Origin of the sequence: Luteibacter aegosomatis (assembly GCF_023078455.1) — a bacterium.
Classification (GTDB): domain Bacteria; phylum Pseudomonadota; class Gammaproteobacteria; order Xanthomonadales; family Rhodanobacteraceae; genus Luteibacter; species Luteibacter aegosomatis.
In genome coordinates this window covers 599,884-623,607 of record NZ_CP095740.1, presented here as the reverse complement: position 1 = coordinate 623,607, position 23,724 = coordinate 599,884, and the positions used below count along the sequence as shown (strand labels likewise).

Genomic DNA, 23,724 nt, shown 5'->3' with positions numbered 1-23,724 from the left:
AGGCGTGGATGCCTCCCGCGCGCGGCCTCGCCAGCCGCGCCTCAGCGTGCGCAGGGAACGAGCGATGGCAGGGTCGACAGCGACCCGGCGTCATCAGTCATCTCCGCCCTTCGAGAGGTCGTCGTCCACTTCGGTGGCGGCCCACTCGAGGGCTTCGCGCTCGGCGCGCTCGCGGGCGGCGCGGTCGATCTCGTCGATCATCTCGTCGTTGACGCGGCGATCGGCGATCTCGCGCAGGGCGAGCACGGTCGGCTTGTCGTTGTTGGGATCGAGCGTGGGCTCGGCGCCCTTCGAGAGCTGGCGGGCGCGCTTGGTCGCCATGAGCACGAGCTCAAAGCGGTTGTCGACTACCTCGAGGCAGTCTTCGACGGTAATACGGGCCATTTCAAATCCTTGACGATAAAGAAACTTCTGACAGCGCAGTTTACCGGCCCGCCCGGTTGGCTGGCAATCGGGGCGGGGGTATGATGCCCGGTTCCCACGCGGGTACCCTTGACAGGGTGCAAATAATAAAACCAAGCGGTACACTAAAGTACTGCCCACCCGAAGCTATCCCCATGCCTCGTAGATTCCTCTCCCGGATCGTCCGCCCCGCGCTAGGCCTGCTGGCCGTTGGCCTGCTGGCCGCCTGCCAGGTGGCGCCGCCGCGCACAGACGACCCCAACGAGCATTTCAACCGCAAGGTCTACGCCTTCAACGACAAGCTCGACAAGGCGGCGATCCGCCCCGTGGCCGTGGGTTACCGCAAGGTCACCACCCCGGCGGTCCGCACGGCGGTCAGCGACTTCTACACCAACATCCGCCTGCCGATCACGGTGGCCAACGACCTGCTCCAGGCCCGCCCCAAGGATGCCGTGGTCACCACCGGCCGCTTCATCGTGAACCTCACGATCGGCTTCCTGGGCTTCAAGGACCCGGCCAGCCTGCTCGGCATGCCGCTGCACGAGAACGATTTCGGCATCACCCTGGCCCGCTGGGGCGTGCCCGAGGGTGATTACCTGGTGCTGCCCTTCGTCGGCCCCACCACCGTTCGCGACGTCTGGCGCCTGCCGGTCGACAGCTACTTCTTCGATCCGCTCAGCTATCTCTCGCGAAATCACGATTTCCACCACGGCGAGTACTACGTTCCCCAGGTTCTTTACCTCGTGACGCTGCGCGCGCGCGCCATCGACGCGGAGAGCTTCCTGGCCTCGGCCTACGATCCGTACGTGTTCGTGCGTGACGCCTATCGCCAGCAGCGCCTCTACCAGATCTACGACGGCAACCCGCCGGCCGACGTCATCGAGCGCATGCAGGGCATCAGCGGCGACAACAATTCCAATTTCGATCCCGAAGAGCTGCTCGACGAGCAGCACAAATGGGAAAACCAGAACAAGCAGAAGCCGCTGTGACGAAAAAAGCCCCGACGTGATCGGGGCTTTTTTTTCGTTCGAGAGCCGACTGGATGGTGTCGCTCGTTCCGGCTCAAGGCGCTGGGTTCCTGCCTACGCAGGAACGACGAGTTACAAGTTTGCAGGTGAGCGAAAAACCCCTCACGTCGTTCCTGCGTAGGCAGGAACCCAGCGCCTTGCGTCCGGTTTTCGCGAACCGGCGATGCGGCTTTTACAGCAGCGTATCGACACCCGATACGCGAGCGAGAGCCTGCAATCCCGTCGGCGCATGGGCCACGCCCATCGCACGCCCCTTCGACCGCGCATGCGCCAGCAGGGCCAGCACCGTCGCCAGGCCCGCGCTGTCCGCCTGGGTCACACCGGCCAGATCGAGCACGCCCTGCGAACCGCGGTCCAGCTCGACGCGCCCTGCATGCAGCGCACCCGCCGCCGTATCGAACGTGAGCGCGCCGGATACCGCGAGGGTATCCGGCGCCGGCGTGCTCAGCTGAAAAGCCGGCTGGCTCACTTCGTCGCGCCGCCGTCTTTCTGAAGCTGGTCGATGGCCGCCGAACCCTTCTGCTCGAGATCGGCGGTGAGCTTGTCGAGGCCCTTGCCGTCACCACCGTTCTTCTTGATCTCGGCATCGACCTGGTTACGGTAGTTGGTGATGTACGAGATACCCTCGATGATCACGTCGTAGGCCTTCCAGTCGCCGCTCTTGCTCTGGCGGAACGCGTAATCGACCGACACCGACTTGCCGTCGTCCAGCATGACCTGCGTCCGAACGACGGTGCGCGACTTGTTGAGGTCGCCGGTGAACGGCAACACCTTCACGCGGCCGCGGGTGTAGTTGAGCAGGCCCTCGGCATAGCGGTGGGTGATCGAGTTGTAGAACGCCTTGGCGAAACGGTTGCGCTGCTCGGGCGTGGCCTCGCGCGCATGCTGGCCGAGCACGAGGATGGAGGCGTAGTCGATGTCGAAGTGCGGCAGGAAGGTGTCGTCGATAACGGCGATCAGCTTCTCTTTATCGTTCTTCAGTTCGGCCTGGTGGCCTTCGATGGCCTTGGACAGGTCGTCGGAAATCTGCTGCACGACCTGCTGGGGCGACTGGTTCTGCGATGCGGCGGCCGGGGCGGCATCCTGCGCGAGGACGGGTGCGGCCACGGCCGTACCGACGGCAAGGGCGATGGCGAGGGAAAGCTGACGCAACATGCGGTATCTCCTGGACCGGCGTTATTTCTTGCCGGCGTTATCGGGTTGGGCACCGCCCTGGGCGTTGCCGTTCTTGTTGTCGCTCGGCGAGCCGTTCACGAGGAACTTGCCGATCAGGTCTTCCAGTTGGAGCGCAGACTGCGTCAGCACGAGACTGTCACCATCCGCCAGGTATTCCGGCGATCCGCCGGGCTGGATCGCAACATACTGGCTACCGATCAAACCGCTTGTGAACACCGCGGCCGCCGAGTCATTGGGTATCTGGGAGTAGCGCTTGTCGATCGCAAGGGTCACCGTGGCCTCGACGGCACCCGGCTTGACCACGATCGATTCGACGCTGCCGATGGGCACGCCGGCCATCTTCACCGCGGCGCCCGGCTGCAGGCCGCCGATGTTGGTGAAATCGCCGGTCACGTGGAAGGTGCCGCCCAGGCGGTCGGGGGCGCTGCCGCCGCCGAAGAACTTGCCGAGCATTTCCTCCAGCTGCTGGGCCGGGCGGGTGAGGCCGATCTCGCCGCCCTCCTTCACCGGGTTCTTCGACTGGCCGAACTGGATGCCGACGTACTGGTCGCCGAGCAGGCCACTGGTGTAGATGGTGGCCACGGAATCCTCGGGAATGTCCTTGTGGCCATCGTCGATGGCGAGGGTGACCCGGGCTTCTTCCTTGCCCGGCACCAGGTCGATCGATTCGACCGAACCCACGCGCACGCCCGCCACCTTCACCGGTGCGCGGACCTTGAGCTGGCCCACGTTGGCGAAGCGGGTGGTCACGTCGTAGGTGGACCCGCGATGCGAATTGGCCACCGAGGTGGTCTGCGTGGCGAGATAGGCCAGGGCGGCGAAGCCGAGCACGATGAACAGGCCGGTGCCGACGGCATAGGAACGTCTCTGGGTCACGGCACGATCCTCGTGTGGAATGCGAAAGGGATGAAAGTCATGGCGGGCTCCGTGGCCGTCAGATCAGGAACGACGTGAGCACGAAGTCCAGCGCCAGGATGGCGATGGACGAAGCGACCACGGTGCGCGTGGTCGCATAGGCGACGCCTTCGCTGGTGGGTGGGGTGGTATAGCCCTGGAACACCGCGATCAGCGAAACGACGATGCCGAAGGCCACCGATTTCAGGAGGACGCCGTTGACGATGTCCTTGTGGACGTCGACGGAGGCGGTCATGTTCGACCAGAAGGTGCCGTTGTCGATGCCCAGCCAGGTGACGCCCACCAGGTGGCCGCCAAACACGCCCATGGCGCAGAACACGATGGCCAGCAGGGGCAGCGCGATCACGCCGGCGAGGAAGCGCGGCGCGGCCACGTAGGCCACGGGGTCCACCGCCATCATCTCCATGGCGTCGAGCTGGTCGGTGGCCCGCATCAGGCCGATCTCGGCGGTGATCGAGGTGCCCGCGCGGCCGGCGAACAGGAGCGCGGTCACCACCGGCCCCAGCTCGCGATAGATGGCGATGGCCACCACCGTGCCCGTGGCCGAGGTGCCGCCGAAGATCGAGAGCACGTCGTACAGCTGCAGGCCCAGCACCATGCCCACGAACAGGCCGCAGGTCATCACGATGGTGAGGCTCATCGCGCCGACGAACCAGATCTGCCGGATCGTCTCGCGGCCGTGGCGCATGCTGCGCGGGATGGCGCGGAGGATGGTGAGCCCGAAAATGCCGCAGGCGCCGATCTGCGCCAGGCTACGGGTGACGACGTTGTCGTCCCGGGTGGTCATGCCTTGCCTCCGGGGAAACCGAGCGCGGCGGCGTAATCGCCCGCGGGATACTGGAACGGCACCGGGCCATCGGCCTCGCCACCGAAGAACTGCGCCGTCCACGGCGAGCCGTCGGTGGCCAGCGTGTCGGGCGCGCCGTGGGCCACGACCTTGCCGTTGGCGATGAGGTAGACGTGGTCGGCCACCTTCTGCACCGCCGCCAGTTCGTGGGCCACCAGCACGCTGGTGATGCCCAGCGTTTCGTTGAGTGTGCGGATGAGCAGCAGCACCTGGTTGAGCGCGATGGGGTCCAGGCCCACGAAAGGTTCGTCGTAGAGGATGAGCGCCGGGTCGAAGACGATGGCACGCGCCAGCGCCACGCGACGCGCCATGCCGCCCGACAGCTCGGTGGGCATCAGCCGCGCGGCGCCGCGCAGGCCCACGGCCTGCAGCTTGTTGAGCACGATGTTGCGGATGAGTTCTTCCGGCAACCGCGTGTGCTGGCGCAACGGGAAGGCCACGTTCTCGAAGACGTCGAAGTCGGTGAGCAGGGCCGAGTTCTGGAACAGGTAGCCGATGCGCTCGCGCAACCGGAAGAGGCGCTCGCGCGACAGCGCCGGCACGTTCTCGCCGTCGACCTCGACGCTGCCCGCATCGCCGCGCATCTGCCCGGTGATGTGCTTGAGCAGGGTCGTCTTGCCCGTACCGCTGGGTCCCATGATGGCCGTGACCTTGCCACGCGGGATGTCGAGGTCGAGCGCATCGAAGATGGTCTTGCCGTTGAGGACCGTGGTCAGTCCGCGCACGCGGACGATGGCGTCGTCGGTCATGGGGCGATCAGCTCCTGGATCAGCTCGTGGTGACGCAACGCCTCGAGGGGCGCGCGAAGGCGGACGGCCCGGACGATCGCCTGGAGGTCGGCCAGGGCGTCCTCGAAGCGATCGTTGACGATGATGTAGTCGAATTCGTGCGCATGGGCGATCTCTTCGCGGGAATTGATCAACCGGCGCTCGATGACGTCCGCCGCGTCGGTGTTACGACCCCGGAGGCGGCGCTCCAGTTCCGCGCGCGAGGGCGGCAGGATGAACACGCTCACGCAATCGGGCTTGCCCTGGCGCACCTGGCGCGCGCCCTGCCAGTCGATCTCCAGCAGCACGTCGGCGCCGCTGCCCAACTTCTCCTCGACCACCGTGCGCGACGTGCCGTACAGGTTGCCGTGCACCTCGGCATGCTCGAGGAAGATGCCGTCGGTGATTTCCTTCTCGAAATCCGGGCGTGCCACGAAGAAATAGTGGCGGCCGTACTGCTCGCCCGGGCGTGGCGGCCGGGTGGTGTGGGAGATGGACAGCGAGATCTGCGGCTCCCGTTCGAGCAGCGCGTTGACCAGCGTCGACTTGCCCGCGCCCGACGGCGCGGCCACCACGAACAGGGTGCCTGGCGTCATCCGCGGGTCTCTCGATGGGTGGTCATGACTCTCTCCCGAACGCCCCGCCCGTGGCGGACGAGGCCGTGACGGGGGTGCTTTTCGTTGCGCAAAACGGGATTGTAGCCGGATTCCTCCGCGCTAGCCCCACGCACCGGGCCGATGCAGCGCGGCGAAGGCGACGAAGACCAGCAGCGAACCCAGCAGCACCGGGATGCACCAAAGGATCCAGAACACGGCCTTGGGCGGCGGCGGCTCGGTCTGGCCGGTCTGCCGCCATCGGGACATCCAGGTCAACTGGCCCTGCAGGTAGAACACCGTGAAGAAGAACAGCGTCACGTGCCCGATCCGCGGAACGAGGCCATAACGGGGCAAGACCTTGCGCATCGAGGCAGACATGCTGAAGAAGGCGGTCAGCAGGAAGGCGTACTGGAGCAACCAGACCGCGTATCCCACGGCCAGGACGGGGAGCGACGCGAACAGGTCCGCCTCTTCGGAGAAGCCCACCATCACGCCCGTGCCGAAAGCGAACAGCCACGACCCGCCCAGGCACACCAGGGAAGCGACCAGCCATGTCGTCGACTTGCTTTCGGGGTCGATCTTCTTCACCCACGAGGCCTGCACGAACGGCCACACGATGGCGAGCAGGCCGGCGGTGACCAGGCACAACACCAGCAGCAGGAACCAATGCAACGACGGCGGCTCGGGCAGGCGCGCGCGGACGGGATCGATCGGCCGCGTCAGCTCGGGCGGCCCGGGCGGCCCGGGCGGCATCGGCGGCCTCGGGGGCGCGTTGCCCGCCGGCTCGCCACCGAGCACTTCGCCCAACGGTCGCCAGGTCGGCATGCCCTCGCACCAGGCGAGCGTCGCCTGGGTCACCTGCCCCGACGCGGCCCACTGGCGCACCTGCGATTCCGGATACGGCCCGAATTCCTCGCCGTCGCGGCCCAGCCAGATCTGACGATCCCCGTTCATTCCCGCCCCCGTTCCCTTCGTGGCTGCCGAGTATGCCGAAGCCCCCGCGGTCAGGCGACGGACGACAGCGCGAAACGCGCGGGCGACACGCCCACCACGCGCTTGAACGCATGGCTGAAGGCGCTTTCCGACGCGTAGCCCAGATCGCGCGCCAGCACCGCGACCGGCACGCTGCCGCGACGCAGGGCATGGGTGGCCAGCCGCATGCGCCATTGCGTGAGATACGCCAGCGGCGCGACGCCGGCCACGGCCTTGAAGTGCGCGGCGAACACCGTGCGCGACATGGCGGCCGCGCGGGCCATGTCGTCCAGGCGCCAGGGCTGCGCCGGATCGGCATGGATCCGCCTGAGCACGGGAGCGAGCCGCGGATCGGCGGCGGCACGCAGCCAGCCAGCGCGCAGCGATTCGCCCGAGGCCATGTGGGCCCGGAGGATCTGCACGAAGAGAAGATGGGCCAGCTGGGTCAGCATGAGGCCGGCGGCGGGACGCGACGCCGCGCTTTCTTCCACCATGCGGTCGATCAGCCAGCGCATGATCGACGCTTCCGGCGCCGTCGCGCGCACGTGGATCCAGGGCGGCAGCGCACCCGTCAGCATGGGCTCGTAGTCGGGATGCAGGCGCACGTGACCGCCGATGTGGAGCGTGTCGTCGCCCTCGTTCACCTGGACGATCCCGCCGCGAACGTCCCCGAAAAACTCGCGCGCCTCGCGCGGCATGACGGACGGGTCGCTGCACAGCACGAAGCCACGCGGGGCGATGAGCAGCACCACGTCGCCTTCCGCCAGCGGCACGTCGTCGGTGTCGCCTTCCATGCGCAGGACGCAGCCGCCGCGCGCCGAGGCGAAGAATTTCAGCTTGTCCGGCGGGGGAAAGCGCACGGACCAGTCGCCGCCGGCGGTAAAGCCGCCGGACATCACCGACTCGACCTCGGCCAGGCGCAGGAACTCGGTAATGGGATCGTCCGTCATTTCCGTACGATCACTCATGCATCCGGGACTTTCAAGCATTCGTCGTCCGGGCCGGCGCCCTTACCTTGGGAGGGAACCCTACCGAGGAGCCCCACCATGCAATCCCCCCTCCCCTCCGGCTTCGGCGCGACCACGACGGCCGCCGAGGTCATCGAAGGCATCGACCTGACCGGCAAGCACGCCGTGGTCACCGGCGGCTATGCCGGCCTGGGCCTGGAAACCGTCCGCGTGCTGCTCGGCGCCGGCGCCCGGGTGACCGTGCCCGCCCGCGACATGGACAAGGCCCGTCGCGCCCTCGACGCACTGGACGTCGAGTTGCTGCCCATGGACCTCGCCGATCCCGCGTCCGTGGATGCCTTCGCCCGCACGCTCGTCGAACGCGGCGACGCGCTGCACCTGCTCATCAACAACGCGGGCGTGATGGCCTGCCCGCTCGAACGCGACGCGCGCGGTTACGAGCGGCAGTTCGCCACCAACCACCTCGGTCATTTCCAGCTAGCCGTACGTCTATGGCCGCTGATGCGCAAAGCCAACGGAGCGCGCATCGTCTCGGTGTCCTCGCGCGGGCATCGTTTCTCGCCCGTCGTCTTCGACGATCCGCATTACCAGCATCGCGATTACGACCGCTGGACGGCCTACGGCCAGTCGAAGACGGCCAACGTGCTCTTCGCCGTGGGTGCCGACGCGCGTGGCAAGGCCGACGGCATCCGCGCGTTCTCGTTGCATCCCGGCGCGATCATGACCGACCTCGCCCGCTACATGAGCGAAGAGGAATTGCGCGGCTTCGGCGTGATCGACGAGCACGGCAAGCCGGTGGCGGAGGTGGCGCAGGGCATGAAGAGCGTGCCGCAGGGCGCGGCGACGAGCGTCTGGGCGGCGACCAGCGCACGGCTCGACGGGATGGGCGGGCTGTATCTGGAGGATTGCGATGTCGCGCCGCTGTTGCTGACCGATACGACCGACATCGCGGAGTTGCGCAAGATGGCGGGGGTTCGCCCGTATGCGGTCGATGCGGACGGCGCCGAGACGCTTTGGGCGCTGAGCGAGGAGCAGACGGGTGTAAGCCTGGACCGGGGCTAGTCCTTTATCGCGGACAGGGTCCGCTCCCACCCTCCGGTAGAAAGGACGCTACCGAAGGGTGGGAGCGGACCCTGTCCGCGAATCCTATGGAGACGGGCGCTTGTAGATCGCCCCGCCCTTCATCACGAACGGGACGTTCGACAGCACGGAGATATCCTTCGTCGGATCGCCCGGCACCGCGATGATGTCGGCATCGAGCCCGGCCTTGAGCTGGCCGAATCGATCCTGCTGGCGAAGCACCTTCGCGTTCACCGCCGTCGCGGCGAGCAGGGCCTGCGACGGCGTCATGCCGTCGCGCACCATCCATTCCAGTTCCTTGTAGTTGGTGCCGTGGCTGAACACACCGACGTCGCTGCCGTCGCCGATGGTGACGCCGGCGTCCATCGCGCGTTTGAACGCCTCGGCCGAGCGCTTCATGTCGTCCGTCGGTGGATGGCCCGGCGTCCAGCCACCGAAGTATTCCGCGTAGGCCGCGCTGGCCTCCAGCGTGGGCATGTAGGCCACGCCGTGCTTCTTCATCAGCGCGAACACCTCCGGCGTGCCGTCGTAGCCGTGCTCGATGGTGTCGACGCCCGCCATCACCGAACGGCGCATGCCCTCGGCCGTGCTCGAATGCACCGCGACGGGCAGGCCCATCGCATGCGCGGTGGCCACGGCCGCGTCGAGTTCTTCCTGCGACAGCGTGGGCATCGAGCCCTTCGCCTTGCCGCAATGATAATCGGCATAGAGCTTGATCCAGTCCGCGCCATGCGCCGCCTGGTCGCGCACGGCGTCGATCATCTGCGCCGTGCCGCTCACGGGGATCGCGCCCTGCGGCAGGTCGACGTCCTCGCGAAAGCCCAACGGGCCGGGGCCGTAGCAATGGGCCGCGACCGTCGCCCGCGTGGCCACGAACAGGTGCGGCCCAGGGATCAGGCCCTTGTCGATCGCCTTCTGCACGTCGACGTCGGCGTAGCCGGCGCCTTCCGTGCCGAGGTCGCGCAACGCGGTGTAACCATTCATCAGCGTGTCGCGCACGTGCTTCACCGCTTCGACGGTGCGGAACGCGAGCGTTTCCTTCAGCACCTGGTCGTTCCACAACGTCTCGTTGTATGGATGCAGGAACACGTGGGAGTGCGCATCGATCAGGCCCGGAAGCAGGGTCATGCCCGGAAGCGAGAGCGTCTCGGTGCCGGCCGGCGCGGACACCTTGGCTTCGGGCCCCACCGCGGCGATCTTGCCGCCCTGCACGAGCACCACCCATCCGTCGTGCGCCTGCGCGCCGCTCGCGTCGAACACGCGATCGGCCTTGAGCAGCAAGGGATGGTCGGCGGGCCGCGGCACGTCCTGCGCGGACACGGCGAAGGCCAGCGCGAGGCCGCCGGCGAGGGTAAGCCTGCGAAGCATGTTCATGGCGCGTCCTTCGAGCCGGGGTGGTAGGTGCTTTCGACGTGGCCTTGCAGGTCTTCGGGCCAGAAATAGACCTTGCGCAGGTTGCCGGTGGTGTAACGCTCGGCCTCGTCGTCGAAATGCCGCGAATCCGGATGCCCGCTCTCGCCGCCGATGGTGACGGCCCGCGCGCTCACCTTCGGCCCGAACTCCACCACGGCCACGAAGCTGTTGCCGCTGGTGCCGTAATACTTCTTCGTGCCCGGCCAGCGATGCGCACCGAACGACGCGAGCGAACCCCAGCGCGACGAGGTGAACGGCACGGGGAGGCTAGGCTTCGCGTCGTCGAACGTCTGCACGATAGCGCCGTCGTTGCGCTGGTAGCGATTGACCTCGCCCCACGGCACGCCCCAGTCGCCGAAGTCGCGCTCCAGCCGGTCGACCGCTTCCGAAAGCGCTTTCAGGCGCTTCGCCGGGCCCGCCTTCTCGGCCATCACGTCGTAGATCGACAGGCCTTCCTGCGTATCGTCCTTGCTCACCGCGTCCCAGAGCGTGTCGCCCCAATACACGGCCAGCGTGGTCGGCATCGAGGCGATGCCCCAGCGGTAGTCCCAGCGGCGCAACATGCCGACGGGCCCGGCCAGCTTCTTCTTCAGCGGATCGCTCGCGTCGAGCCCGTCGTAATCGCGGACGAGGATCGGCAACTGCCGCTCGAAGGCGGGAAGATACGGGTCGAAGGCCGCCGCCAGGAGCGAGGCCTTGGTCATGTCGTGCTGGCCGGTGAGCACCTTCGTGGCATGCAGGCCACGGGGGTTCTCGCCCACCGAATCCATGTAGCGCGGGTAATCGGCCTGCTTCGGGCTGTCGGGACCCGCGGCGGAATACGGCCAGTCGTTGGTGTTGAATATCCAGCCGGTGCCGGGATTGAGCAGGTGCGGCGCCTTGTCCAGCGGCAGCAGCGGACGCCAGTCGGCTTCCGGATCGCTACCGTCCACCGGCTTGGTGTAATCGAACGTGTCGTCGCGCGCGGGGATGAACTGCGGATGCAGGTAGGCGATATTGCCCTTGTCGTCCGCGTAGATCGTGTTGTTCGACGAATTGGCCTTGAGCTCGGCCACCTTCATGTAGGCGGAATAGTCGTTGGCCTTGGTGCGCAACCAGCTCTGTTCCAGCGCTTCCATGGGCTTGTTCATCAGCGCCGTGGCGATCCAGCGCGTGCCGTCGGCACGCACGATGGGACCGTGATGCGAGGCATAGGTGATGAACGTGCGCTCGCCCATCGTGCCGTCCGCGTTGCGTACGCGCAGCGTCACCCCGTGCGTGGTCATGGGGCGCAGCATCTTGCCGTGGTGGTAGAACACCTTGCCCTCGCGCTTCACCACGTCCTCGGCGAATTCGTCCACCACGTCGATGCCCGACGAGGTATGCATCCAGCCGATGTGCGGATTGAAGCCCTGGTAGATGAAGAACTGGCCCCAGGTGACCGCGCCATAGGCGTTGAGGCCTTCGTCGCTCGTCATCTGCAATTCGGAGCGGAAGAAGAACGACGTGTGCGGGTTGATCAGCAGCAGCGCGTGGCCGTTCGCCGTGAGTTTCGGTGCGATGGCGATGCCGTTGGAGCCGGTAGGCTCCCACCAGCTCGGCGGCGGCGTGGCCTGGGCGAGCGCTCCCGCGGCATCGTCGCCGTAGAACGCCTGCAGCCCCTTGGTGGAAATGCGTTCGATGTCGCCGCCGATGCTGCCTTCGCTGAAGCTCAACGCCATCCACGGCTCGAAGCGCGTGATGACGCGCGGATGCACGTCGGGATGCGTGGCGAGGTAAAAGTTGAGGCCATCGGCCCAGGCATCCATCAAGGCCTTCAGCCACGACGGGCTGCGAGCGTAGAGCGACTTCAACTGCGTTTCGTCGATGAACAGGCGCTGGCGCAGGTCTTTCCACAGCGCCGCCTCCCCTTCGGCCTCGGCCAGCCGGCCGAGGGAGACCAAGTAGTTGGTTTCCACGCGGTTGAAGTCGTCTTCGGCCTGCGCATAGGCCATGCCGAACACCGCATCGGCGTCGGTCCTGCCGTGCACGTGGGCGATGCCCCAGTCGTCGCGGACGACGGTCACGGCCTGCGCCTCGCGTCGCCAGCGCGCCTGGTCCGCCTCGGCGGCGCGCGCTCCCGCGACGGCAAACACGAGTCCCAGCGACGCGACGAACGCGGTACGGCGAGGTGCGGACATGATGGGTAACCCCTGACAAATCGTCCGATCCTATCGTCAGGGGGCGAGCGGCAGTCAAGTGCCGGCGATCACGACAGGCGGCGCGAGATACCGAAGAACGCGAGGTTGGCCACGCCCACCGCGGCGAGCACGGCGGCCACGGCCGCGGGCGTGACCCGCTCGGTGTCCATCGTGCCGATGGCCGCGAAGGCGGCGGCCAGCGCGACCGCGACGATGCCCCAGTAAAGGCTGGACAGGCGGCGTTGGCGGTCCTCGCCCAGCATGAAGGTGCGCAGCAGATCGTCGGACCCGGCCGCGCGCAGCAGGCGACGTCGGCTCCAGGCATCGATGAACGACCGCACCATGAGCGTGATGCAGGCGAAAATGGAGATGGCGGTCAGGTCGACTTGCATGATCGTTCCTCGGTGGTGGTTGCCGAGGATAGATACGGGGGGCCCGGTTCCGGTTGCAGGCGATCGCGCTTCTCTTTTTGCAACCGCAGCCGCGTTCCCTGTATCAAAGACAGGGAACGGGGAGGAGCGCGATGGGAGAGGACCGATGGCTGGTACGCGAGGTGCTGGAGGGGCGCAAGGGCGCCATGGAGCGCTTCGTCCGCGAGTACCAGGACGTGTGCTGGCGGGTGATCTATCGCCTCACCGGCGATCGCGAGGATACGCGCGAGCTGTGCCAGGACGCATTCCTTCGCGCACACAAGGCGATGCCCACGTTTCGCTTCGACGCGAGCCTGAGGACATGGATGACGCGCATCGCTTGGTCGGTGGCGATCCGCCATCTCGAAAAGCGGCGCATTCCCATCGATGGGTCGGCCGACGTGGAACGCGTGGCCGAACACCCCGACGAGGCCGAAGACCTCGCCTCCGGCCTCGTCCGCGAGGAAATGCGCGGCAAGGTCCGCGAGGCCCTGGAGACGCTTCCGCCGATGCAACGTACCCTGCTCACGCTCTACCATTTCGACGAGATGCCGCTGGCGGACATCGCGCGGGTGACCTCCCTCCCCGTCGGCACGATCAAGAGTTATCTTTTCCGCGGCCGCCTCGCGCTCCGCGAGCAACTGCTTCGTCACATGGAACCCACGCCATGAACCCGACCATGCCCCCCATGGACGTGCCACCTTTCGACTGGGAACGCCAGGAAGCCGCGATGACGAGCGACGCGGCCTACCGCGTCGTGGCCGACGTGCTCGGCGAGGCACCCGACGCCGACCTCCCTCCCGATTTCGCGCGCGAACTCGAACGGCGCGCCTATGCGCAGCGCCCGGAGACCCGGGCCGACCGGCTGGAAGGCGCGCTCGTCGGCACGGCCGTGGCGTTGCTGGCCATCGTCGCGATCATCGGCTTCACGCCCTTCCATTGGGCGCCACCCGCGGGTGCGGCATGGCTCGTCGTCGTCGTCGCGGCGGCGGGGGTATCCGCCGTGGGCTGGCACGTGCAGCGGCGGGGCCTTCCCTGGTGACCACGGTCGACGTCGTCATCGTCGGTGCCGGCGCGGCGGGCGTCGGCGCGGCACGGCGACTGTCGGGGCGCGGTCTCTCGGTGTGGCTGCTGGAGGCCACCCAACGCGTCGGCGGCCGCGGCTGGACGCTCGACGTCGAGGGTCTGCCGCTCGACATGGGTTGCGGGTGGCTGCATTCGGCCGATCACAACGCATGGCACCGTATCGGCGAGGAGAACGGCTGGGACATCGATCGCCGCCCGGCGGCGTGGGACAAGCCGCAGCCGCATCCACACTTTTCCGAAAGCGAACAGGCGCAGGCCCACGCGGCCTACGACGCCTGGCACGAGCGCCTCATGGCGTCGCCTCCCGCGTCCGACCTCGCCAGCGACGCGCTCGAAGCGAACGGCCCCTGGAACGGCTACCTGCAGGCGATGAGCGGGTACATCAGCGGTGCACCGCTCGAACGAATTTCCGCCACCGATTACGTGGCCTATGAACGCGCCGCGTCGGGCAACAACTGGCGCGTGGCGCGTGGCTACGGGACGCTCATCGCCGCCTCGCTGCCTGTCGACGTGACCTGCCGGCTGTCGACGCCCGTCGAGGCCATCGCGCTCGATACACCGGGCGTGACCTTGAAGACGCCCTCGGGCGACATCCATGCCCGGGCCGCCATTCTCACTGCCTCCAGCAATGTCCTGGCAGGCGACCTGATCCGGATGCCGTCTTCGCTGGACGCATGGCGTCATGCGGCTTCGCGGCTGCCGCTGGGCTGCAACGAAAAGCTTTTCCTGCGCGTCGACGGCGCCTTCGATCTACCCGCCGAGCGTGCACTGATCGCCGATCCCCGCGACGCGGACAGTCCGGTGTTCTACCTGCGCCCCCTCGGCCATCCGGTGATCGAAACCTTCCTCGGCGGACGAAGCGCGCACGATGTCACCACCGAAGGCTCGGTGGCGGCCTTCGATCGGTTGATGGAGTGGTTGGTGAAGCTGCTCGGCGCGGATGCGCGTCGCCACCTGCGCCCACTGGCGACCTCGGGCTGGAGCAACAGCACCTATGTACGCGGCGCGTACAGCCATGCGCTGCCGGGGTATGCCGACCAGCGCCGGGTTCTCGCGTCGCCGTTCGAGGATCGTCTGTTCTTCGCGGGAGAGGCGACGCATCACGATGCGTTCTCCACGGCGCACGGGGCATTCGAAAGCGGTGTGCGCGCAGCGGATGAGGTGCTTTCGCGTCGGAACGCTTCGCGATAACCGGGCTCGAGACGCTGGGTTCCTGCCTGCGCAGGAACGACGTGCTTCAAGCATGACCGCTACGCCCTGACGTTCCTCATGTCGTTCCTGCGCAGGCAGGAACCCAGCGTCGTCCTTACGGTCGCAGCGATGCGTCTATCGGCTCCCGGTCAACGCCAGCGACGACAATCGCTGTCCCGGTAGCCATCGCAACGGTGATCGCGGTCGTGGTAATACCCATGCGGCCGATGGGGATCGATGATGCAACCGCCGAGGGAAGGAAGCGTGATCGCCATGGCGATGAGAAACAGACAACGTTTCATGGATGATTCTCCAGGAGCGTGCGGACTCGCACCCCAGCATCAGCGTGTCTTTCGACCGCCTTTCGGTCAATCGAGAAAACGTCGTCGCCGCGCGACGGATCGGCTTCCATTAATGGAACCGACCGCCTGCTGAATAGGCTTGATCCAGGCGAGCACCGAATTTAGCCGTGGTTCGAGCGCTATCGCCGACGAAGTCGGCTTCCACAGGAGCCCATCTCACATCCTGGTGGGAACGCGTATGCCCAGCAGGTCGAGCGCCTTCGCCAACACGTGCCGCGCCAGTCCGGAAAGCGCGAGGCGTGACGAACGAACATCGGCGTCGTCCGCCGCCAGCACCGGACACTCGGCATAGAAGCGGCTGAACGCCTGCGCGAGGTCGTAGGCGTAGTCCGCGAGGTCGTTCGGGGCGTAACGATGCGCCGTCGACGCCACGGCATCGGGAAAGCGCGCGCAAAGCAGCACCAGGGATCGCTCGGCGTGCTCACGCACGAGTATCTTCCCCGCGACCAGACCCTGCGCGGCCGCGCGTTCCAGCATCGAGGTAATCCGCACGCAGGCGTACTGCACGTACGGACCGGTGCGACCCTCGAACGACACCATGCGGTCGGGATCGAACACGTAGCCCGAGGTGCGATAGGTCGACAGATCGGCGAACTTCACCGCCGCGATGCCGATGGCCCGCGAACGCGCGTCGATGTCGTCGGTGTCGCCGCTCTCTTCGATGCGGGCGTACGCACGGCCCACCGCGTCGGCCAGCAGTTCGTGAAGCTGGGCCACGCCGCCGTCGCGCGTCTTGTACGGCTTGCCGTCGCGGCCGTTCACCGTGCCGAAGCCGACGTGCACCATTTCGATGCCTTCGGCATGACCCGCGCGCATGGCCGCTCGGAACACCTGACGGAAATGCAGCGCCTGACGCTGGTCCACGACGTAGACGATGCGCGACGGATGCAGCCGGTCGCGCCGATCGAGGATGGTGGCCATGTCGGTGGTGGCATACAGCGCCGCGCCGTCGGACTTTTCCAGCAACAGCGGCGGCACCGGCGAATCGTCGCCCTCCTCCGCCACGTCCACCACCAGTGCGCCTTCGCTTTCCCGCGCGATGCCGCGTGCCTTGAGGTCGGCGATCATGGCGGGAATCAGCGGCTGCACGAGGCTTTCGCCGTTGAGTTCGTCGAAATGCGCGCCGAGCGCGGCGAAATCGGCCGTCTGCGCGTCGAGGGACACGCGGCGGATCGTTTCCCACAGGCGCATGGATGCCGCGTCGCCCGCCTGCAGCTTCGCGGTGGCGGCACGGGCCACGGCCATACGCGCGTCGTCGGCCTTGCATGCGGCGGCCACGCGCGGGTAGATCGCCTGCAGCTGGGCCATGTCGAACGGCGGGCTCGTCGTCCACGGGCCGTCCTCGGCCAGTTCGGGCCAGATCGACGGCAGCTCGGAGATCAGCATGCCCATCTGCAGGCCCCAGTCGCCCAGGTGCACGTCGCCGATGACGCGATGCCCCTGCGCGATGAGGATGCGCCGCAGGCTCTCGCCGAGCACCAGCGAGCGCAGGTGGCCCACGTGCAGCGGCTTGGCGACGTTGGGACCGCCGAAGTCGATCACGACGGTCTCCGGCGGCTGCGCCACGATGCCGGCGCTTTCGTCGTTGCGCTGGCGTTCGGCCCATTCGCCCAGCAGCGACGACGACAGGCGCAGGTTGATGAAGCCCGGTCCGGCGACTTCCACGCTGTCGAAGGCGTCGTCGCCCCGCAGCGTCCCGGCTACCGCTTCGGCGATTTCGCGCGGCGGCCGCTTGGTCGCTCCGCCCAACGGCATGGCCGCGTTGCATTGGAGGTCGGCCAGATCCGGTCGCTGTGCCGGTACGGCGCGCACGCCGCGACTGTCGAAGCCGTGGGTTTCGAAGGCGGCGATGAGCAGCTGCTCGACGTGCGTGGCGAGGGTGGGCATGGATGCGGCATCCGTGGAAGTGCACCCTGCATCATCGCGTGATCGGCGTGCGAGGTCGAGTGAGCGCCGCCGCGTGATCGGACGCAAGACGCTGGGTTCCTGCCTTCACAGGAACGACATGAGGGACACATATGCAACGTATCAATCATGAAGTCCGTCGTTCCTGCGAAGGCAGGAACCCAGCGCCTTGCGCCGGGCCGGCGGCGACGACAAGCCCTCTCAACCGTCCTTGCCCAACCCCGTCTGCTGCAACAGGATCAGCAGCGCACTGTCGATCCAGCGGCGACCGAGGCTTTCGCGACGACCGCTCATCTTCACCGTCGCCAGCTGCTCGGAACCCAACGGCCCCGGCAATCCGTCGCCTTCCACACGCACGCGATACCACACCGTCGCCGGGCGCAGCTCCTTCACCGGGGCCGTCGGGTTGAGCGGGATGGGGCCGCCGTGGTTCTTCGCCAAGGCGAGGCTCGGCAGGCGTTCCAGCGCACCGTTGTCCACGGCGACGATCCGGCCGCGCAGCGGACTTCCGCCGTCGCCCGGGTAAACCGTGGCGTCGCTGCCCGGCACCAGGCGGGCGCGATCGGCTTCCGACACCAGCACCTCCGCGCGCCAGCGCGTACCGCCGATGACGGTGGCGATACGCGAGCCCGGCGACACCCAGCTCCCGGCCTGCAGCGTGGGATCGAGATCGCGCACGACGCCGTCTTCCGCCGTGGCGAGGCGCAAACGGTGCAACTCGGCCGAGCTGGCGCGCTGCTGCACCTCGTACTGGTCGGCCATGCGGTCGGCGACCACCTGTTTCGCCACGCCGTCCTTGTCGAGGGCCCCGGCGCCGCGCGCGGTCGCCTCGTAGGCGTCGCGCAAGGCATCGGCCTTGGCGCGATCGTCCTGCGGCGAAGGCGCGGTAAGTTCGAACAGCACCTCACCGGCCTTGACGTTCATGCCGTCGGTGACGTTCACCCGTTCCATGCGCGCGGGGTACGGCGTGAACACCGGCTGTTCGAAGCCCGCCTCGACCACCGCCTCGCCGCCGACGCGCGACGACCACGGCACGAGGAGCACGAGGGCGAGCACGCCCAGCACCACCAGCCAGCGCACGAGGACCGACCGGCGGATTTCCGCGCGGCGCATCCACCACACACGCACTTCGTTGAGCATGGGTTTCACCACGAACGTCACGATTTCCACGAGGAACAGAATGAGGCCCATTGCCTTGAAGAAGGCGTGGTACACGACCACGGCGATGCCCACGAACAACGTGAGGCGATACAACCAGGTAGCGAACGCGAAACCGGTGAGGAACGCGGCGAAGCGCGGCGATACCGCATCGGGACGGGGATCTTCGATGCCCAGCAGCTTCTTGCGCACCCAGCGTTTCGCCCAGCGCCCGGCGCGCTCGTGCAGGCCGGGATAATCCAGGGCGTCGGCGAGGATGAAATAGCCGTCGAAGCGCATGAAAGGACTGGCGTTGACCGCCACCGTGAGCACCCACGCCGTGGTGCCGAGGAAGAACAGCGCGTTCTTGACATTGCCTTCCGGCGCGAACGACCACAGCAGCGTGCACCATGCCGCCAGCACCAACTCGGCCATCACCCCCGCCGAGGCGATGGCGAGGCGGCGGCGCGATGTTTCCAGCTTCCAGCTCTCGCCCGTGTCGGTGTATGCCATCGGCCACATCACCAGCAGGGCCACGCCCATGTGTCCCACGCGCACGCCGAAGCGCGTCGCCATGAACGCATGGCCGAACTCGTGCCAGCATTTGGAGAACACGAGCGCACCGGCGAACGCCATCACCCCGTCCCAGCTCATCGCGCCACGCAGGTTCGCCTGCACCACGTCCCACTGGCGCGCGGCGAGCAGCAGCCCGAGCACGGCGGCGACGAGCGTCGCCACCAGGAAACGCATGCCGAACATCCACCGCACGTACGGCAAGGCGCGGCGCAGGAAACGCTCCGGCCGCACCAGCGGAATACGGATGAACAGGTAGTTCTGCAACAACCAGTGCAGCACCGAGGGGCCGTGCTTCGATTGCGCCGCGCGGGTCAGCTGCTGGTGCTGGAGGAAGCGCGCGAAATCCACGACGTCCTGCGTGTCGGGGGCCAGCGTCGTGGTGTCGGTCACCGCGGCGGCGATGCGCGAGGGCTCACCCAATCCCCAGTGCCGCAGGATCTCGAATTCCAGCCAGCCGATGCGGAAGAACTGGTTGCGCACGGGATCGGACAGATGCCACGCCGGCGACCCGTCGCGGTTGCGGCCCGCCGGGTGGATCTTCAGCTCGTCGCGCAACGCCGGCCACGGCGGTGCCGCCGCGGCCATCGACGCCATCTCGGCCAGGGCCGCCATCGCTTACAGCCCGATCCAGGCGCGTACCGTCGCCAGCGGACGCCGCAGCATCAGGTAACCCAGCACGCTCCAGCGGCCGGACACCCGCGCGGTGCCCTGCAGGCCGATGCGAGCCCCCGGCGGCGTGCCGTCGATCGTGCCACGCAGCGAATAACTCGCCACGCCGTTGGGGGCTTCCACCGGCTGGTAACCGGCGTAGTCCAGGCGCGCATCGAGCGGATCCAGCGGCGCCACCTTGAGGAACACCGTCATCGGCGCACCGGAGGCGAGGTTGGTCGCCTCGCCCACCGGCGCCCAGGCACGAACGCCCAATGCATGCGGATCGGCAAGCAGGCCGATGCGTTCCCCCGTCTGCACGGGACGGCCCGCCCAGTCGTCGGGGTCGGAATAGACGAAGACGCCATCGGCGGGTGCGCGGATGGCGAGCTTGTCGACCTCTCGCTGGAGGGCGTCGACGTCGACCTGGCGTTCGCGCCACTTGCCTTCGACCATGCCGAGGTCGGCCTTCGCGCTCTGGCTTTCGATGGCCTGCTGCGCGGCCTGGTGCATTTCCGTGTTGGCGGTGGCCAGTTCCGCCTGGGCCACGGCGAGCTTGTTGCGCAAGGTGGTGTCGTCCAGCTCGGCCAGCACCTGCCCGGCCTTTACCGGTGAGTTGGGGAGTACCGCCATGCGATGGATCACGCCCTCGCGCGGCGAGGCGATGACCTGGCTACGCGTGGAAATGATCTCGGCCGGCACGAGGGTGTATTCGCGCACGGGAATCAGCAGCACGACGAACAGGGCCGCGAGGGCGTAACGCAGGCCGCGACCGCGCGTCACCTTGCGCCATGCGTCCCGCCAGCGCGACGGCCTGGCCACCAGCGACCACCAGGCGTAACCGAGCAGGCTGCCCAGTTGCAGCAGCGCGAATTCCGCGCTGTCCGGCGTCAACGTGGTGGGCCACGCGTCGTCCCGTGCGAGGAACAGCAGCGCGCCCACCGCGCGATCGGGGCCGGACAGCGGCAACACCCAGACGTGCGCGGGCAGCCACTCGCTCCATTCGGCGGCCAGTTCGTCGCCGAGCATGTCCGCCGACAACGGCAGCACGCGCGCGCCTTGCGGCAGTTCGGCGCAACGTTCGGCCACGCGCCGGGCCACGGCGGTAAGCCAGAGGGCGTAAGGCGTGTTCGGGTCCGGATCGGCCAGACCCGAATGCGCCGCCAGCCTCGGTCCGCGCGCCGACGACAACGACACCAGCGCCGCCTGCCGGTAATCCACCAGCAGGCGCGCCTCGTTGCAGGCGATGAAGCCCAGCTCGGACGCATGGGTGGCGGCTTCCACGCGCCCCGCGAGCGCGTAGAACCGCGACGGCGCGTTCGCGCCGCGAACGTCGTGTGCGTTCATCGGATCAGACCTTCGGACCCGCGTCCGGCTTGCCCGGCGACGCGCGGCCGCTCATGCCCGGCAGCACGCGGCTGGTGTCGCCTTCGAATTCGGCTTCGATTTCGATGGTCTGGCTCACCGCGTCCACGCGGCCGCTCAGGCGGGTCACGGTAAGCCGGTAGCTGGCGCCCGTCTCGTCGATGGTGGCGTCCAGGTGCGCGCCGGGCTTCAGCCAAGCGATCCAGTTCGACGGCACGTTGAGGCGCGCCTTCGGCGTGCCCGTGCCGACGAGGTCGATCACCGGGGCACCGGGCGCGACGCCCTGCCCTTCTTTCACGTGCACGCGGGCCACGCGGCCGTCGAACGGCGCCACGAAACGGCACTGCGCGAGCTGCGCCTCGAAGATGCGTTCCTGGCTGCGCGTGCGGTTGACGTCGGCGGCGGTCAGTTCCACCTCCAGCGCGGCGGCCGAATCCAGGCCCTGCAGCTTGGCCTTGGCCTCGTACTTCAACTGCGCGGCCTTGTACTCGGCATCGGCCGATGCACGACGGGCTTCGACGTCGCTGCAATCGAGCGACACCAGCACCTTGCCCTTGGCGACCGTATCGCCCAGTTGCGCATAGACCCGGGCCACGCGCCCCCCGGCCACGGCGGACAGCGGGCTTTCCTGCGCGGCGACGACGAGGAAGCGCACGGGGGCCTGCGAGGCGGCCTTTGGAGCGGACTCGGCCGGCGCGGTACCGGTCCAGGTCAGGACCAACGCGAAAAGGCCGGCCTTGAGCGCGGTCGCTCGATGGCGCGTCTCGCCGTGGGCACCGGCCTGCGCCGGTGCGACGGTATGTCGAAAGGTGTTCATGCGGCTCACTGCGATACGGCGGCGGTCTCGGGGGCCGCGGCGAGGCGATGGATCGCATCCATCACCGACAGCGTGGCGGCCTCGGCCAGGGCGACGACGGAACGCGTCGTGACGTCGTCGGGGAGGTAGCTGAGATAGCTCTGCGTGAGCAGGCGCTTGCCGGCGGTGTCCTGCACGGTCACGTCCCACTTGGCGCGCGTGGCGGTCTTGCCCGGGGCGGCGCTGTAGTGCAGATCCACGGCCAATGCGTCGCCGCCGTTGCCGAGGGTGAGATGGTTGCCGGTCATCACCTTGCCCACCGCGCCGCGCACGGCCTCGCCGTCGACGCGCTCGGGCAGGCCCGACACGCTGAGCCGGATCGGACGATCCACCGTGGCCGCGTCGGCGACCTGCGTGAACACCTGCTTCTCGCCGTCGGCGAGGCTGGCCTGGATGGCCTTGGCGATGGTCGGCAGGTCGCTGGAGGCGATCTGTTCGGGCATCAGGTCGATGCCCACCGAGTTGAGCACGCGGCCGTAGGCCGACTGCGCGGCGGCGTACGACGAGGCTTCCTGGAATCGCGACACCATCGAGCGGGCGCCGGTGCGCAGGGTTTCCAGTTCGCTGGTGAGCTGGTGGCTGGAACCGGCGCGGGCGACGCTGGCCAGGCGCTGGTCGACGCGCGCGGATTCCTCGGCCAACTGGTGGTCGTACACGGCGAGCTTGTAGCGCTCCACCGACACGCGCACCTGGGTGAGCACGGCCATCGACAGCGCCATGCGGCGCGCGTCGTCCACCTTCATGCGCGCTTCGTTCGTGCGCTTGATCGCCGGGATGCCGGCGAGGCGGAACAGGTTCATCGAGAGGCTGACGCCGCCCTGGGCCCAGTTCTCGTTGTAGAGGTACTTGTTGGAGTCGTAGCCGACGCCGCCGAACAGGTTGAGGTTGGGGAACAGCGCGAGGATCTGTTTCTTCGTCTCGACGGCATCGATGCGCGTCTTGTAATCCTCCTCGCGCAGTTCGGGGCGCTGTTCGAGCGCCATCTGCTCGAGCTGGTCGAGGTTCGTCGGCACCTGCGACAGGCCGGTTTCCTTCGCGTCGGCGAGGGTGAACTCGGTGCCCGGCGCGAGGTTCATCAACGCGGCGAGTTCACGCTTGGCCAGCTCCATTTCCTGGCGCTTCTCGTTCACCAGCGTCATCGCGTCGAGCAGCGCGCGCTGGTATTCGAGGCCTTCCACCGGTGGCAGCACGCCGGCGCGTTCGGCCTGGCGGGTCTTCTCCAGCGCGGCCTGGATGTTGTCGGCCAGGGTTTGCGTTTCGCCGAGCAGGCGCTGCGCGCCGAGCGCGCGCCAGTAAGCATCGCGCACGTCCTGCACGATGTTCTGCAACACCTTGCGGCGGCGCTCGTCGGTGGTGTTGACGTCGTCGGCCTGCTGCTTGGCGCGGTAGTAGCTCAGGCCGAAGTCGAGCACGTCCCACGACAGCGTGGCGTCGGCGAGGTAGTGCACGCGCTCTTCGGAAGTGGACGGGCGCAGGCTGATCACGCGGTCCTGGATGCCGATGCTGGTGCCGCCCGAATCGTTGCTGCGCCAACGATAGCCGGCGTCGGTCATCAGCTTGGGCAGCATGTCCAGCTCGGACACGTCGAGCAGGCCGCGCGACAGCGCGGTCTCCATCAGCTTCAGGCGGTAGTCGAGGTTGTACTTGAGCGAGCGGGCCATCGCGTCGGCGAGCGTGATCGGCGCGGTGACGGGTTCCTGGCCCTTGTACATCGCCTGCTGGTCGTTCTTCGCGCGGTTGACGATCTCGTCATGGGTGAGCGGCTTGGGCTTCACCGCGCCGCAACCCGTCAGGAACACGGCAAGGGCGATCGACGCGGCGAGCGGGACGGCAGGCTTCATGGCTTTGGAAGGGAGCATGGAGTT

The 23,724-nt window shown here is 67.7% G+C and carries 22 protein-coding genes; 5 read left to right on the top strand and 17 right to left on the bottom strand.

What is annotated here, in order from left to right:
- Positions 1 to 93: 93 nt before the first annotated feature.
- Positions 94 to 384 (bottom strand): DNA-directed RNA polymerase subunit omega, encoded by a 291-nt coding sequence (gene rpoZ / locus L2Y94_RS02750; RefSeq protein WP_247372989.1) that lies wholly within the window; start codon positions 382 to 384, stop codon positions 94 to 96.
- Between the two features lie 173 nt (positions 385 to 557).
- Here rpoZ and L2Y94_RS02745 point away from each other — a divergent pair, with 173 nt between their 5' ends.
- Positions 558 to 1,391 carry an MlaA family lipoprotein gene (locus L2Y94_RS02745; RefSeq protein ID WP_247372987.1) on the top strand — a complete coding sequence of 278 codons (834 nt, stop codon included), beginning with the start codon at positions 558 to 560 and terminating at the stop codon, positions 1,389 to 1,391.
- Between the two features lie 211 nt (positions 1,392 to 1,602).
- Here L2Y94_RS02745 and L2Y94_RS02740 read toward each other — a convergent pair whose 3' ends face one another.
- From L2Y94_RS02740 to L2Y94_RS02705, 8 genes are all read right to left on the bottom strand, one after another.
- Positions 1,603 to 1,899, bottom strand: a complete 297-nt coding sequence (locus L2Y94_RS02740) for an STAS domain-containing protein (RefSeq protein ID WP_247372986.1) — start codon at positions 1,897 to 1,899, stop codon at positions 1,603 to 1,605.
- Positions 1,896 to 2,585: an MlaC/ttg2D family ABC transporter substrate-binding protein gene (locus L2Y94_RS02735; RefSeq protein WP_247372985.1), complete on the bottom strand. Its 690-nt coding sequence runs from the start codon at positions 2,583 to 2,585 to the stop codon at positions 1,896 to 1,898. Before L2Y94_RS02735 ends, L2Y94_RS02740 begins: the two co-directional genes overlap by 4 nt.
- Positions 2,586 to 2,606: 21 nt before the next feature.
- Positions 2,607 to 3,482, bottom strand: coding sequence for an outer membrane lipid asymmetry maintenance protein MlaD (gene mlaD, locus L2Y94_RS02730; protein WP_247372984.1), 876 nt, complete (start codon positions 3,480 to 3,482; stop codon positions 2,607 to 2,609).
- Between the two features lie 58 nt (positions 3,483 to 3,540).
- A complete protein-coding gene (mlaE, locus tag L2Y94_RS02725; protein WP_247372983.1) occupies positions 3,541 to 4,308 on the bottom strand; it encodes a lipid asymmetry maintenance ABC transporter permease subunit MlaE in 768 nt (255 codons plus the stop codon).
- The gene (locus tag L2Y94_RS02720; RefSeq protein ID WP_247372982.1) at positions 4,305 to 5,117 is read right to left on the bottom strand and encodes an ABC transporter ATP-binding protein; all 813 of its coding nucleotides are present in this window, start codon (positions 5,115 to 5,117) and stop codon (positions 4,305 to 4,307) included. Before L2Y94_RS02720 ends, mlaE begins: the two co-directional genes overlap by 4 nt.
- A complete protein-coding gene (gene gmk, locus L2Y94_RS02715) occupies positions 5,114 to 5,731 on the bottom strand; it encodes a guanylate kinase (RefSeq protein ID WP_247372981.1) in 618 nt (205 codons plus the stop codon). Before gmk ends, L2Y94_RS02720 begins: the two co-directional genes overlap by 4 nt.
- Positions 5,732 to 5,851: 120 nt before the next feature.
- Positions 5,852 to 6,685, bottom strand: a complete 834-nt coding sequence (locus L2Y94_RS02710) for a DUF4339 domain-containing protein (protein ID WP_247372980.1) — start codon at positions 6,683 to 6,685, stop codon at positions 5,852 to 5,854.
- 50 nt (positions 6,686 to 6,735) lie between these two features.
- Entirely contained in the window at positions 6,736 to 7,671 is a 936-nt protein-coding gene (locus L2Y94_RS02705) for an AraC family transcriptional regulator (protein ID WP_247372979.1), read from the bottom strand.
- A 78-nt stretch (positions 7,672 to 7,749) separates the two neighbouring features.
- On the opposite strand from L2Y94_RS02705, the gene L2Y94_RS02700 reads away from it, so the two are divergent.
- Positions 7,750 to 8,733 carry an oxidoreductase gene (locus tag L2Y94_RS02700; protein WP_247372978.1) on the top strand — a complete coding sequence of 328 codons (984 nt, stop codon included), beginning with the start codon at positions 7,750 to 7,752 and terminating at the stop codon, positions 8,731 to 8,733.
- A gap of 84 nt (positions 8,734 to 8,817) precedes the next feature.
- Here L2Y94_RS02700 and L2Y94_RS02695 read toward each other — a convergent pair whose 3' ends face one another.
- From L2Y94_RS02695 to L2Y94_RS02685, 3 genes are all read right to left on the bottom strand, one after another.
- Positions 8,818 to 10,125 (bottom strand): amidohydrolase family protein, encoded by a 1,308-nt coding sequence (locus L2Y94_RS02695; protein ID WP_247372977.1) that lies wholly within the window; start codon positions 10,123 to 10,125, stop codon positions 8,818 to 8,820.
- A complete protein-coding gene (locus tag L2Y94_RS02690) occupies positions 10,122 to 12,323 on the bottom strand; it encodes a penicillin acylase family protein (protein ID WP_247372975.1) in 2,202 nt (733 codons plus the stop codon). The genes L2Y94_RS02695 and L2Y94_RS02690 overlap by 4 nt, the downstream gene beginning before the upstream one ends.
- A gap of 68 nt (positions 12,324 to 12,391) precedes the next feature.
- Positions 12,392 to 12,715 (bottom strand): hypothetical protein, encoded by a 324-nt coding sequence (locus L2Y94_RS02685; protein WP_247372974.1) that lies wholly within the window; start codon positions 12,713 to 12,715, stop codon positions 12,392 to 12,394.
- A gap of 131 nt (positions 12,716 to 12,846) precedes the next feature.
- Here L2Y94_RS02685 and L2Y94_RS02680 point away from each other — a divergent pair, with 131 nt between their 5' ends.
- The 3 genes from L2Y94_RS02680 to L2Y94_RS02670 are packed head-to-tail and all read left to right on the top strand — an operon-like array spanning position 12,847 to position 15,010.
- Positions 12,847 to 13,404 (top strand): RNA polymerase sigma factor, encoded by a 558-nt coding sequence (locus L2Y94_RS02680; protein ID WP_247372973.1) that lies wholly within the window; start codon positions 12,847 to 12,849, stop codon positions 13,402 to 13,404.
- Complete coding sequence (locus L2Y94_RS02675) at positions 13,401 to 13,775, top strand: hypothetical protein (RefSeq protein ID WP_247372972.1); 375 nt, start codon at positions 13,401 to 13,403, stop codon at positions 13,773 to 13,775. The genes L2Y94_RS02680 and L2Y94_RS02675 overlap by 4 nt, the downstream gene beginning before the upstream one ends.
- On the top strand, positions 13,772 to 15,010 hold the full coding sequence (locus L2Y94_RS02670) for a flavin monoamine oxidase family protein (protein ID WP_247372971.1): 1,239 nt from the start codon (positions 13,772 to 13,774) through the stop codon (positions 15,008 to 15,010). The genes L2Y94_RS02675 and L2Y94_RS02670 overlap by 4 nt, the downstream gene beginning before the upstream one ends.
- A gap of 518 nt (positions 15,011 to 15,528) precedes the next feature.
- Here L2Y94_RS02670 and argS read toward each other — a convergent pair.
- The 5 genes from argS to L2Y94_RS02645 form a co-directional block, all read right to left on the bottom strand.
- Positions 15,529 to 17,259 carry an arginine--tRNA ligase gene (gene argS / locus L2Y94_RS02665; RefSeq protein WP_247372970.1) on the bottom strand — a complete coding sequence of 577 codons (1,731 nt, stop codon included), beginning with the start codon at positions 17,257 to 17,259 and terminating at the stop codon, positions 15,529 to 15,531.
- 219 nt (positions 17,260 to 17,478) lie between these two features.
- Positions 17,479 to 19,602: a site-2 protease family protein gene (locus L2Y94_RS02660; protein ID WP_247372969.1), complete on the bottom strand. Its 2,124-nt coding sequence runs from the start codon at positions 19,600 to 19,602 to the stop codon at positions 17,479 to 17,481.
- A 3-nt stretch (positions 19,603 to 19,605) separates the two neighbouring features.
- The gene (locus L2Y94_RS02655) at positions 19,606 to 20,985 is read right to left on the bottom strand and encodes an efflux RND transporter periplasmic adaptor subunit (RefSeq protein ID WP_247372968.1); all 1,380 of its coding nucleotides are present in this window, start codon (positions 20,983 to 20,985) and stop codon (positions 19,606 to 19,608) included.
- Between the two features lie 4 nt (positions 20,986 to 20,989).
- Positions 20,990 to 21,820 carry an efflux RND transporter periplasmic adaptor subunit gene (locus tag L2Y94_RS02650; protein ID WP_247372967.1) on the bottom strand — a complete coding sequence of 277 codons (831 nt, stop codon included), beginning with the start codon at positions 21,818 to 21,820 and terminating at the stop codon, positions 20,990 to 20,992.
- A gap of 5 nt (positions 21,821 to 21,825) precedes the next feature.
- Positions 21,826 to 23,718, bottom strand: a complete 1,893-nt coding sequence (locus L2Y94_RS02645; protein ID WP_247372965.1) for a TolC family protein — start codon at positions 23,716 to 23,718, stop codon at positions 21,826 to 21,828.
- Positions 23,719 to 23,724: the final 6 nt, after the last annotated feature.

Coding starts and splice junctions, on each gene's coding strand:
- rpoZ (WP_247372989.1), bottom strand. CDS start 384: ATGGCCCGTATTACCGTCGAAGACTGCCTCGAGGTAGTCGACAACCGC.
- L2Y94_RS02745 (WP_247372987.1), top strand. CDS start 558: ATGCCTCGTAGATTCCTCTCCCGGATCGTCCGCCCCGCGCTAGGCCTG.
- L2Y94_RS02735 (WP_247372985.1), bottom strand. CDS start 2,585: ATGTTGCGTCAGCTTTCCCTCGCCATCGCCCTTGCCGTCGGTACGGCC.
- mlaE (WP_247372983.1), bottom strand. CDS start 4,308: ATGACCACCCGGGACGACAACGTCGTCACCCGTAGCCTGGCGCAGATC.
- L2Y94_RS02720 (WP_247372982.1), bottom strand. CDS start 5,117: ATGACCGACGACGCCATCGTCCGCGTGCGCGGACTGACCACGGTCCTC.
- gmk (WP_247372981.1), bottom strand. CDS start 5,731: ATGACGCCAGGCACCCTGTTCGTGGTGGCCGCGCCGTCGGGCGCGGGC.
- L2Y94_RS02710 (WP_247372980.1), bottom strand. CDS start 6,685: ATGAACGGGGATCGTCAGATCTGGCTGGGCCGCGACGGCGAGGAATTC.
- L2Y94_RS02705 (WP_247372979.1), bottom strand. CDS start 7,671: ATGAGTGATCGTACGGAAATGACGGACGATCCCATTACCGAGTTCCTG.
- L2Y94_RS02700 (WP_247372978.1), top strand. CDS start 7,750: ATGCAATCCCCCCTCCCCTCCGGCTTCGGCGCGACCACGACGGCCGCC.
- L2Y94_RS02695 (WP_247372977.1), bottom strand. CDS start 10,125: ATGAACATGCTTCGCAGGCTTACCCTCGCCGGCGGCCTCGCGCTGGCC.
- L2Y94_RS02690 (WP_247372975.1), bottom strand. CDS start 12,323: ATGTCCGCACCTCGCCGTACCGCGTTCGTCGCGTCGCTGGGACTCGTG.
- L2Y94_RS02685 (WP_247372974.1), bottom strand. CDS start 12,715: ATGCAAGTCGACCTGACCGCCATCTCCATTTTCGCCTGCATCACGCTC.
- L2Y94_RS02680 (WP_247372973.1), top strand. CDS start 12,847: ATGGGAGAGGACCGATGGCTGGTACGCGAGGTGCTGGAGGGGCGCAAG.
- L2Y94_RS02675 (WP_247372972.1), top strand. CDS start 13,401: ATGAACCCGACCATGCCCCCCATGGACGTGCCACCTTTCGACTGGGAA.
- argS (WP_247372970.1), bottom strand. CDS start 17,259: ATGCCCACCCTCGCCACGCACGTCGAGCAGCTGCTCATCGCCGCCTTC.
- L2Y94_RS02660 (WP_247372969.1), bottom strand. CDS start 19,602: ATGGCGGCCCTGGCCGAGATGGCGTCGATGGCCGCGGCGGCACCGCCG.
- L2Y94_RS02655 (WP_247372968.1), bottom strand. CDS start 20,985: ATGAACGCACACGACGTTCGCGGCGCGAACGCGCCGTCGCGGTTCTAC.
- L2Y94_RS02650 (WP_247372967.1), bottom strand. CDS start 21,820: ATGAACACCTTTCGACATACCGTCGCACCGGCGCAGGCCGGTGCCCAC.
- L2Y94_RS02645 (WP_247372965.1), bottom strand. CDS start 23,718: ATGCTCCCTTCCAAAGCCATGAAGCCTGCCGTCCCGCTCGCCGCGTCG.